The organism is Candidatus Methylomirabilota bacterium (assembly GCA_027293415.1).
GTDB lineage: Bacteria > Methylomirabilota > Methylomirabilia > Methylomirabilales > CSP1-5 > CSP1-5.
On the sequence record JAPUFX010000002.1, the window covers coordinates 1 to 9,151 of the forward strand.

Consider the following 9,151-nt stretch of genomic DNA (forward strand, 5'->3'; position numbering starts at 1 on the left):
CATCGCCGTCAGCCTGATTGCCATGTACAAGGGGCTCGGTGGGGGATGGGAAATTCGGATCGGGAAGGATTTCGTGCCCGTGCAGACGAAACAGGAAATGCAGGAGCGGACCAACTGGGGAGACTTCTTAACATCGCCCGAGAACGTGTCCCCCAAGCCCGTCCGTGTCATTCCGGCGGCGCCCGACTGGTGATCTTCTCTCTGGGTGATGGCGAAGGGGTCAAGTGAGTCAAAGAGATTGATATGGCTCGAAGTGTGCTTGTCCAAATAGCCCGAGGCAATTTCTTTTACCTGCTTTTCTCCTTGCTACTCCTATTGCTGCTCGCTCCACTTTTCACTGGGACCTTCATTGGACTTATCATTATGGACATCGCCTATTCCGTTGTTCTTCTCGCTGCGGTATACGCCGTCAGCGAGAAGAGACAACTGTTTACGATTGCCTTGGTTCTCGCCATTCCCATCATTGCTGCAAGGTGGTTGAATTATTTTCTGCAAAACGATCTCTTTGCTCTGGTAAGCAAAAGTCTTACGATTCTGTTCTTGATCTTTATAGCAATTACCGTACTTTTTCATGTCTTGAAAGACGAGGAGGTGACAGCTGACAAGATATATGGTGCGCTCGTCGTGTACCTGCTGATTGGGTTCACGTGGGCTTTGCTTTTTACTGTCATAGAGGGCATTCGACCTCAGTCGTTTTTGATTGGTGATCTCCAGCGTGCCAGTATCCGCGATATGTCCACGCACTTCACGTACTACAGTTTCGTGACTTTAACCACATTGGGCTATGGGGATATTACTCCCCTTACCCCCGCGGCGAAGACCTTTTCCTTTATGGAGGCGGTCTTCGGCCAAATCTATATAGCCGTATTGATTGCCCGCCTCGTGGGCTTACATATTGCGTACTCCATGAAAAAAGATTCGTCATGACCGCATCCTTCGTCGTGCTCGTCGCATTCACTTTCTGGCTCTGAAAGGCTACGCTTCACTCGTCCTCCCTCTGTTTTTGGGCACTTAAGCATATTTTGCACAGTTTCTAGTAGACCATCCTTTCTAAAACGCCGTTATTAAATCCTTGACACCCCTCCCCTGTGGAAAGAGAATAAGCCTCTCTGGGAAAAGCACGGAAAGACCGGCAACATAGGGAATTTCCCCATGCAAACCATAGTACTTTACCTGATAGAAAAATCAGTTCCAGCCCTGATTTACAGGCACAGGTGAATAAGATTACATAATGTTTGAAGCGCCTGAAATTTGACGGGATGGCGAAGGAGGCTGCCGTGTCCGGGGCGCAGGGCGATGTGCTCGCTATGCTTGCCAGTCGGGCTCTTGAGTTTGTGCGAGACGGCGCCATCGTCGGGCTCGGCACGGGCCGCGCTGCGACGGCCTTTCTCCACGCCCTCGCTGCCCGGGTGAAGGAGGGGCTCTCGGTCCGGGGCGTGCCCACCTCTGAGGAAACAGCGCGCCTCGCCCGCGAGCTGGGCATTCCGCTTGTTGGGCTCGACGAGGGCCCCATCGATGTCACCGTAGACGGGGCTGACGAGGTAGACCCCCAGCTCAACCTGATCAAGGGGTATGGAGGGGCGCTAGTGCGGGAACGGATCGTCACGGCTGCATCCCGAATGCAGGTGATCCTCGTGGATGATTCCAAGCTTGTACCCAAGCTGGGTACCAGGGGTCGGTTACCCATCGAGGTGATCCCGTTCGCCCTTCCCCTCTGCATCCGGCGCCTCAAGGAGCTCGGGTGCCGGCCGACACTCCGCTCGGTCGAGGGGAAGCCTTTTTTCAGTGACAACGGAAATGTCATTCTCGACTGTGCAATCGGACCACTCGAGGACCCTGCAGCCCTCGATAGCGAGATCCGGAATATTCCGGGTGTGGTGGGTACCGGGCTCTTCCTCGGATCGGCCCACACTGTGCTGGTAGCCGAGGGAGGCATGGTCCGGGAACTAAGACGAAAAGAAGCGTAACCTGCACGGCGACCGGTCTTGTGCACACGATAAGCAACGGAGGAAACTTGCCGAGTACTCCCTCGAAAAAACAAAGGAGAAAGCCATGACCAAACCCCTCTCCCCAAAAGAGCTGCAAGCCATGGACGCGTACTGGCGGGCAACAAACTACCTGTCCGTCGGCCAAATCTATCTCTGTGACAATCCGTTACTGAAGGAGCCTCTAAAACTGGAACACGTCAAGCCAAGGCTGCTCGGACACTGGGGGACCACGCCCGGGTTGAACTTCATCTATGTGCACCTCAACCGCGTGATCAAGGCACAAGATCTAAGCATGATCTACATCGCCGGCCCCGGTCATGGCGGTCCGGGGTTGGTCGCTAACACGTACCTCGAAGGGACGTATAGCGAGTACTACCCAAATATTTCCGAGGATGAAGAGGGGGTGCACAAGCTGTTCAAGCAGTTCTCGTTCCCCGGTGGGGTCCCCAGCCACGTCGCCCCCGAAACCCCTGGCTCCATCCACGAGGGGGGTGAACTCGGTTACGCCGTCTCTCATGCGTATGGAGCCGCCTTCGACAACCCAGACCTCATCGTTGCCTGCGTGGTGGGGGACGGGGAAGCGGAAACAGGCCCCCTCGCCGCTTCGTGGCATTCAAATAAGTTTCTCAATCCGGCAACCGACGGTGCCGTGCTCCCCATCCTGCATCTGAATGGCTACAAGATTGCCAATCCAACGGTGCTGGCACGGATCAGCCATGAGGAACTGGAAAGCTTGTTCATTGGCTATGGCCACAAGCCCTATTTTGTCGAGGGCTCTGACCCCGAAACCATGCACCAGTTGATGGCGGCAACCCTGGATACCGTGATTGCTGAGATTAAAGCAATCCAGCACGACGCCCGTAGCAATGGTGTCGCCGCGCGCCCCCGGTGGCCGATGATTGTCCTGCGGACCCCCAAGGGCTGGACGGGTCCGAAAGAAGTCGATGGCAAGAAAACGGAAGATTTCTGGCGATCGCATCAGGTTCCGTTCGCCGCCATGGCAGCGAACCCGGATCACGTCAAGCTGCTCGAGGAGTGGATGAAGAGCTACAGGCCCAAAGAGCTCTTTGACGAGAACGGGAAGCTGATTCGAGAACTTGCCGAGCTGGCGCCCAAGGGACATCGTCGCATGGGTGACAACCCCCACGCCAACGGCGGCATCCTGCTCAAAGACCTGAAGATGCCCGACTTCCGGGACTACGCCGTCGACGTGCCTGCACCCGGTCATGGTTTGGGGGAAGCCACCCGCGTGATGGGCCTTTTTTTGCGGGATGTGATGAAGCGCAATATGGAGAGCAGGAATTTCCGGGTGATGGGCCCGGACGAGACAGCCTCGAATCGTCTCGGGGCCTTATTTGAAGTGACGGATCGGTCATGGATGGATGGAACCATCCCTGAGGATGACCACCTTTCCCCAAACGGTCGGGTGATGGAAATCCTCAGCGAACATACCTGCCAAGGCTGGCTGGAAGGGTACCTCCTCACCGGTCGCCACGGTTTCTTCTCTTGCTACGAGGCGTTTATCCATCTCGTGGACTCGATGTTCAATCAACACGCCAAGTGGCTCAAGGTGACGAGGCAAGACATTCCGTGGCGGCGTCCCATCGCCTCCCTCAACTATCTGCTGACGTCCCACGTCTGGCGGCAGGACCACAACGGCTTCAGCCACCAAGACCCTGGGTTTATCGATCATGTCGTCAATAAGAAGGCGGAGGTGGTTCGCGTGTACCTCCCCCCTGATGCCAACACCCTGCTTTCCGTCACGGACCATTGCCTGAGGAGCCGCAACTATGTCAACGTCATAGTGGCAGGGAAACAACCGCAACCGCAGTGGCTTGATATGGATGCTGCCATCAAGCACTGCACTTCGGGTATTGGGATTTGGGAATGGGCGAGCAACGATAAAGGGACAGAGCCGGACGTGGTCATGGCATGCGCTGGAGACGTGCCTACGATTGAAACCCTTGCTGCGGTTGACTTACTCCGCCAACATGTACCCGACCTGAAGGTGCGGGTGATCAACGTGGTCAACCTGATGAAGCTTCAGCCACAAAGCGAGCATCCACACGGCCTATCGGACAAAGATTTTGATACCCTCTTCACCACCGACAAGCCGATCATCTTTGCCTTTCACGGCTATCCCTGGTTGATCCACCGCCTGACCTACCGTCGGACGAACCACAAGAATCTCCACGTTCGCGGGTATAAGGAAGAGGGGACAACCACCACGCCCTTTGACATGGTTGTCCGCAACGATCTGGATCGCTTTCACCTCGTAGATGATGTGATTGATCGGGTACCAAAGCTTGGATATATCGCTGCGTATGCCAAGCAGGCGATCTGGGATAAGCTGATTGAGCATAAGGAGTATATCGCCAAGTACGGAGAGGATATGCCGGAGATTCGCGAGTGGACGTGGCAGTGGAACGGCAAATGACACAGGAAAGCGAGAAAACATGAGCCAATTCCACACAGGAAACCCCATCACGAGGGACAAGTTCGACGCGGTCCTCTTCGACCTTGACGGCGTTCTGACCGCCACCGCTAAGGTGCATGCCGCCGCCTGGAAGAAGATCTTTGACGAATACCTACGAAAGCGAGCGATGGAGAACAATCAACCGTTCCAGCCCTTTGATATCCAAAGCGATTACAAACTGTACGTAGATGGAAAGTCGCGTTACGACGGTGCACGGGACTTCCTCGGATCCCGGGGAATCCACCTACCCGAAGGGACCCCGGACTCGCCTCCGGAGGACGAAACGGTGTGTGGTCTGGGAAACCGCAAGGACAAAATAATCCAGCGGGTTATCGAGTCGGACGGTGTCGAGGCGTACGAGGGTTCCGTGGCCTTGGTCCGCCATCTGCGCAGCCAAGGGATCAAGACCGCGGTCGTGACATCGAGCCACCATGGCGGACCGGTTGTTGAGGCCGCGGGCATCGCGGATCTCTTTGATCTGCGGGTCGATGGCAACGTTATTGACCGCCTGAAACTGGCCGGCAAACCGGCCCCTGATGCGTATCTCAAGGCAGCGGAAGACCTCGGCGTTGAACCGAAGCGGGCCGTAGTCATCGAAGACGCGCTCTCCGGAGTCCAGGCCGGTCGTGCCGGTCGGTTTGGGCTCGTCATCGGCGTCGCTCGACACGACAATGCCGACGAGCTTCGGGCAAACGGTGCCGATATCGTCGTCACCGACCTGGGCGAAATGCTCCTGTGAATCCGCGGGACCAAGGGTCCGAATCCAGCGGCAGCTCAGTGCGAGGCGTGATGCACGCGATGGGCGGAACTCGAACAAGTTGAATCTGTGAGGTGAGGAAATGATCCATGGAGAACGCTTCAGGCCTCCCGAGCACGTATATCCTCACGATGAGTGGAGGATGGTGGAGAAGAAGTTCTACCCCGACTTTTTGCCGGCGACCGAAACGATCTTCGCCACGGCCAACGGGTACTTCGGAATGCGAGGCTGCTTTGAGGAAGGCGCTCCCGTGTTTGAAAGTAGCACCCTTGTGAACGGGTTCTATGAATCGTGGCCGATCATCTACGGGGAAGAGGCCTACGGATTTGCCAAGACGGGCCAGACCATTGTCAATGTGGCGGACAGCAAGATCATCAAGCTGTACGTTGACGATGAGCCGTTCTATCTTCCCACCGCAAACCTGCTCAGTTTCGAACGCGCACTCAACATGAAGTCCGCGACGCTCGATCGGGAGATCCTCTGGGAGACGCCAGCGGGGAAGCAGGTGTCCATCAAATCGCGCAGGCTCGTGTCATTACAGCACCGACACCTCGCCGCGATCCACTATGAGGTCATGCTGCTGAATGCGGAAGCACCGATCGTCATTTCGTCGGAAATGGTCACTGAGCACGGTGATGTCACCGGGCGGGGGGGCGAGGAGGATCCCCGGGTGGCCAAGGGGTTCAAGGGCCGGGTGCTTCTTCCCAGGGTACACTACGTCAATGATCGACGCATTGTGTTGGGTCACGTCACGAACAACAGCAAGATGGCGCTGGCCTGCGGCATCGAGCATGCGTTTGAGACGGAGTGTCCCTATTCGTACGAAAGCAAGTGTTCGGAGGATTCCGGCAAGGTGGTTTTTTCCATCGAGGCGAGACCGGGCGTGCCCGTAACCCTCACCAAGTACATGGCCTACCACACTTCGCGCCGCCCGCAGCCAGAAGAGCTGTGTGAAAGGGCAGAGCGGACACTGGATCGGGCAGTGCGCCAGGGGTTCTATTCGCTCCTGGCCGGCCAGGAGCAGTACATGGATGATTTCTGGCGACGGAGCGATGTCCAGATTGTCGGCGACCCCTCTGCAGCAAGGCCGACAGAAGCGATCCAGCAGGCCATCCGCTTCAACCTGTTTCAGATCCTCCAGGCGGCTGCAAGGGCGGAAGGCGCCGGCATTGCCGCCAAGGGGCTCACTGGAGAGGGCTACGAGGGACACTACTTCTGGGATACCGAGATCTACGTCCTGCCGTTCCTGATCTACACGTCCCCGCAAATTGCCAAGAACCTGCTGAAGTTCCGTTACAGCTATCTCGACAAGGCCCGGGAGCGCGCCCGGCAGGTGAATCAAAAGGGGGCTCTCTTTCCGTGGAGGACCATCAACGGGGACGAGGCCTCGGCGTACTATGCGGCGGGGACGGCCCAGTACCACATTAATGCGGACATCATGTATGCCGTGAAGAAGTACGTCAACGCCACGGGGGACGACGAGTTCCTCCATAACGTTGGCGCAGAGATGCTCGTGGAAACGGCCCGGTTGTGGGTGGATCTCGGATTCTATTCGGAGAGGAAGGGTGGCAAATTCTGCCTTCAAGGCGTGACGGGCCCGGATGAATACAACACGGTCGTCAACAACAACACATTTACCAACCTCATGGCGCGCGAAAACTTACGATACGCGGCCGAGGCGATCGAGTCGCTGCGGGAGAAGAAGCCGGCGCAGTTCACGGCTCTGGTGCACAAGACGGGCTTGGACATGTCCGAGGTCGAAGTGTGGAAAAAGGCTGCGGAAAACATGTACATCCCCTTCGACGAGAAAACGAGGATTCACCCACAAGACGATAGCTTCCTCGATAAAAAGGCGTGGGATTTCAAGAATACGCCACCGGATAAGTACCCTCTGCTCTTGCATCACCATCCGCTCGTCATCTACCGCCATGCGGTGATCAAGCAGACGGATGTCGTCCTGGCCATGTTTCTGCTCGGACAGGAGTTCTCTGCAGCGCAAAAGAAGCGCAACTTCGATTACTACGACCCGTTGACGACCGGGGATTCCTCTCTCTCGGCCTGCATTCAGAGTATCGTGGCGTTCGAGGTTGGAGACCCCGAGAAGGGCATTGATTACGCCCGATATGCCTTAATGATGGATCTCGCCGATGTTGCAGGCAACGTCAGACACGGGTGTCATATCGCCTCGATGGGCGGAACCTGGATGGTTTTCGTGTATGGTTCGGCCGGGATGCGGGATTACGACGGGCGCTTAAGCTTCCGACCCAGACCGCCCAAGGTGCTGGAGAGGGTTCGGTTTCCGTTGACCGTACGAGGCCAGTTGCTTGAAGTCGACATCCATCGGGACGCCACCACCTATTCCTTGCGAGAAGGCGATGCCCTCGTGATTTGGCATGAAGAAGAAGAAATCCGTCTCTCACGCGAGAATCCGGTCGCCGTCCGACCACACGCCACGCGCCCGTAATCTGGGGTCAAAGCCTGAGGAGCAGCAATGCGAGTTCTGGTGCTCAACAGCGGTAGCTCCTCTCTCAAATTTCGTCTACTCGATGTCCTGGATGGGGGGCCACACGGAGAGCTGAAACTAGGGCGCACGTTGATCAGCGGCGCAGTGAAAGGCATTGGCGGGACCACCACATTAGAGATCGTTACCGAAGGAGGTGCCGCTTCGAAAAAGACGCAGGCGGTACCGGATCATTCGACCGCCATGCGGTGGGTGTTTGAGCACCTCACGTCACCTTCCCAGATCGAGGCAGTCGGTCACCGCGTGGTGCATGGAGGCGAACGATTTTCGCAGTCCGTGGTCATCGATGAGGCAGTACTGGCGGAAATCGAGGCCCTCAGTGAGTTGGCCCCGTTGCATAATCCGGCTTCTCTTGCAGGAATTGTAGGGGCGAGGGAAGTGCTGGGCTCAACGATACCCATGGTGGCGGTGTTTGACACCGCCTTTCACCAGACCTTGCCGCCGTGTGCGAGAACCTATGCTCTCCCTCACGAGTTAGCCGCCCGGCATCACATCCGACGGTACGGCTTCCACGGGATCGCGCATGCCTCGCTAGTGGCTGGCTATGCAGCTTTCACGGGCAGTACCCTCGTGAAGGACCGGCTCATCACGTTGCAGTTGGGAAACGGATGCTCGGTGACGGCCGTTGCCAGGGGAAAGTCGGTGGAGACCTCGATGGGCTTTACCCCCTTGGAAGGCCTGGTGATGGGTACCCGGTCAGGGGACCTCGACCCCTCCATCGTCAGCTACCTTGCTCATCGGGAAAAGGTTGAAGTCTCAGAGGTGGAGCGGTGGTTGAATGAGCGGTCCGGGCTGTTGGGGGTGTCCGGACGAACGAATGACATGCGCGAGCTCCTACAAGCGGCCGCACAGGATGAACGCGCGGCGCTCGCGATAGAGCTGTTCTGTTACCGGGCGCGCAAATACATTGGCGCATACCTTGCGGTGCTCAGGGGGGCCGAGGCGATTGTGTTCGGGGGAGGCATTGGGGAACGTTCGCCTGCGATTCGAGCCCGCATTTGCACCGGCATGGAATGGTGCGGCTTACTCCTAGATGCGGACCTGAACATGGCGGCGGTGGACCTGCCACCGGGAAGTGCAGCCCGGATCAGTCACGATGCGGCAGCGTTGGCTGTGTACGTCGTCGCCGATGATGAGGAAACCTGGATCGCGCGGGAAACGGTGCGATGCTTGCGTCGTGGGCGAGAATCGGGACAGTCTCAGGGCTAGAAGAATCGCGCGCGCAGGGGGGACTGAAGGCGTACTCGCTCCGGGGGAAACTGATTGTGGAGTGATCCTTTCAGCGTCGGCAGCGAGGATACAAAGTAGGCAGCAGCGGAGACGAGCTAACTCCATGAAACTATCCTGGGGAGGGAGACTCTGGGTTCTCGTCGTCGTGGTCCTCCTGCTTAGTGTGCAACCCTTTCCAG

General features: G+C 57.3%; 7 protein-coding genes. All 7 read left to right on the forward strand.

The window, feature by feature from the left end; genetic code table 11:
* A partial coding sequence (locus tag O6929_00020) for a transporter (protein MCZ6478781.1) occupies positions 1-193 on the forward strand: 193 nt, incomplete at its 5' end.
* A 170-nt stretch (positions 194-363) separates the two neighbouring features.
* Positions 364-927 carry a potassium channel family protein gene (locus O6929_00025; protein ID MCZ6478782.1) on the forward strand — a complete coding sequence of 188 codons (564 nt, stop codon included), beginning with the start codon at positions 364-366 and terminating at the stop codon, positions 925-927.
* A gap of 332 nt (positions 928-1,259) precedes the next feature.
* A complete protein-coding gene (gene rpiA, locus O6929_00030) occupies positions 1,260-1,967 on the forward strand; it encodes a ribose-5-phosphate isomerase RpiA (protein ID MCZ6478783.1) in 708 nt (235 codons plus the stop codon).
* A gap of 1 nt (position 1,968) precedes the next feature.
* On the forward strand, positions 1,969-4,425 hold the full coding sequence (locus O6929_00035; protein MCZ6478784.1) for a phosphoketolase family protein: 2,457 nt from the start codon (positions 1,969-1,971) through the stop codon (positions 4,423-4,425).
* A gap of 19 nt (positions 4,426-4,444) precedes the next feature.
* Positions 4,445-5,203 carry a beta-phosphoglucomutase family hydrolase gene (locus O6929_00040; protein MCZ6478785.1) on the forward strand — a complete coding sequence of 253 codons (759 nt, stop codon included), beginning with the start codon at positions 4,445-4,447 and terminating at the stop codon, positions 5,201-5,203.
* Positions 5,204-5,363: 160 nt separating this feature from the next.
* On the forward strand, positions 5,364-7,685 hold the full coding sequence (locus O6929_00045; protein MCZ6478786.1) for a glycoside hydrolase family 65 protein: 2,322 nt from the start codon (positions 5,364-5,366) through the stop codon (positions 7,683-7,685).
* A gap of 27 nt (positions 7,686-7,712) precedes the next feature.
* Positions 7,713-8,951 (forward strand): acetate/propionate family kinase, encoded by a 1,239-nt coding sequence (locus O6929_00050; protein MCZ6478787.1) that lies wholly within the window; start codon positions 7,713-7,715, stop codon positions 8,949-8,951.
* The last annotated feature ends 200 nt before the right edge of the window (positions 8,952-9,151 follow it).